Below are 1,921 nucleotides of genomic sequence, written 5' to 3' on the forward strand. Positions count from 1 at the left end.
CGCGATTGTCAGCTCTTCACCAAGAGCAGGCACATCATGTCATTTCTGCAGAACGCCAAAATCAGGACGAAAGTGCTCTCCATCATAATTCCGATCTGCCTGATCGGGATCGCGGGCGTCTTCTTTATATCGAGCCAATATAAGGACAGCGTCGCCACCTATTCGAAATTTATTTCGAAGGATGAGACGGCGGCCGTTTCGATGTCGAGGGCCAGCCAACGGGTAGTTGCGTTGAGCTACAATGCTTATCAGATCCTGACCTACAGCTCGAAGGATCCGGAGATGGCTACATTTTCGAAGGATTACGAGGAGAACAAGAAGGTTCTTCTCGCGCGCTTCGCGGAGGTCAAGCAGCTGATCCCCGCCGAAGCAGACGCCATCGACAAACTGGCGGCAAAGGCCAGCGGCATTGTCGCCCTCACCGACCAGGCCGTAAAAGCTGGAATGGTCGATGACAATGACACGGCTACCAAGCTGCTGAAGCAGGCGGATCCGCTCATCAAGGATGAAGTTCTTGCCGTTCGGCAATGGCTCGATACCTTCAACAACAGCATCAATGCCAAAAGCGACATGCTCGACGAGCACGCGGCAAGCACCATCACCGATACGCTGATTGGGCTCGCAATCGTCTTTGCCGCGGCGATCCCGATCGCAATTCTTGTGTCCGCCCGTGGCATCACCACCCCCATCGAGCGGCTGCGCGCCCGCATGGTGTCTCTCGCCAATGGCAACACGGACGAGCAGATCGCGGGCATCGGACGCCGGGACGAAGTCGGCCAGATGGCCGCGGCCGTCTCGGTCTTCCGTGACAACGCGATCGAGCGCATCCGGCTGGAGCAGGAAACCGCCGCCGGCCGGAGCCTTTCGGAGAAGGAAAGGCTCGAGCGCGAAGCGCAGAAGGCCAAGGACGCTGCAGATGCGCAATTCGCCGTCGACAGCCTGGCGAGCGGTCTGGCCGAGCTTTCGAACGGCAACCTGGTCTATCGTATTGAGAAGTCCTTCGTGGCTCATCTCGACCAGCTGAGGACGAATTTCAACGCATCGATGGCAAAGCTCGAGGAAACGTTGCGTGCCGTTGGCCAGGGCGGCCAGGCTATTGCAGCAGGGGCCAGCCAGATCCGCTCGGCCGCCGACGACCTTTCCAAGCGCACCGAGCAGCAGGCAGCCTCCGTCGAAGAGACCGCCGCAGCGCTTGAGGAGATCACCACGACGGTCAAGGATTCCACCCGGCGAGCGGAAGAGGCAAGCTCGCTGGTCGGCCGCGCGCGCATCGGCGCCGAGAAATCCGGCGAGGTCATGCGCGAGGCGATCGCCGCCATGGAAGCAATCTCGAAATCGTCGGGCGAAATTTCCAACATCATCGGCGTCATCGACGAAATTGCTTTCCAGACGAACCTGCTCGCGCTCAACGCCGGGGTAGAAGCGGCGCGCGCCGGTGAAGCGGGCAAGGGTTTTGCCGTTGTTGCCCAAGAAGTGCGCGAACTTGCCCAGCGTTCTGCCACGGCGGCGAAGGAGATCAAGGCGCTGATTTCAACCTCCGGACAGCAGGTCGTCAGCGGCGTCAATCTCGTCACGAGAACGGGGCAGTCGCTGCAGGAGATTGTCAAAGAGGTGGAAGAGATCGACGGCAATGTCCGCGCGATCGTCGAAGCCGCGCGCGAACAGGCGACCGGGCTGCAGGAGATCAACACCGCCGTCAACACCATCGATCAGGGAACGCAGCAGAATGCCGCCATGGTCGAGGAATCCACCGCCGCGAGCTACAGCCTCGGCAAGGAAGTGACGGCCTTGAATGACCTCCTCGGCCAGTTCGCGCTTCAAGGCGGCCGCAGCCAGGTTCGGCCAGCCGTTGTGACGGAGCAGTCCAGCCCCGCCGCTTCGCCGGCGCGTTCGCTTCGGGCAAGGATTGCCGGCTCCTTCG

At 60.9% G+C, this 1,921-nt stretch carries 1 protein-coding gene; it reads left to right on the top strand.

Annotation, left to right across the window (positions count from 1 at the left end; all coding sequences use genetic code 11):
• Nucleotides 1-36 precede the first annotated feature (36 nt).
• Nucleotides 37-1,921 (top strand): methyl-accepting chemotaxis protein (locus QD409_RS35290; RefSeq protein ID WP_430765019.1); only part of this gene is annotated, 1,885 nt, incomplete at its 3' end.

Origin of the sequence: Rhizobium sp. BR 315, from assembly GCF_050577975.1 — a bacterium.
GTDB lineage: Bacteria > Pseudomonadota > Alphaproteobacteria > Rhizobiales > Rhizobiaceae > Rhizobium > Rhizobium miluonense.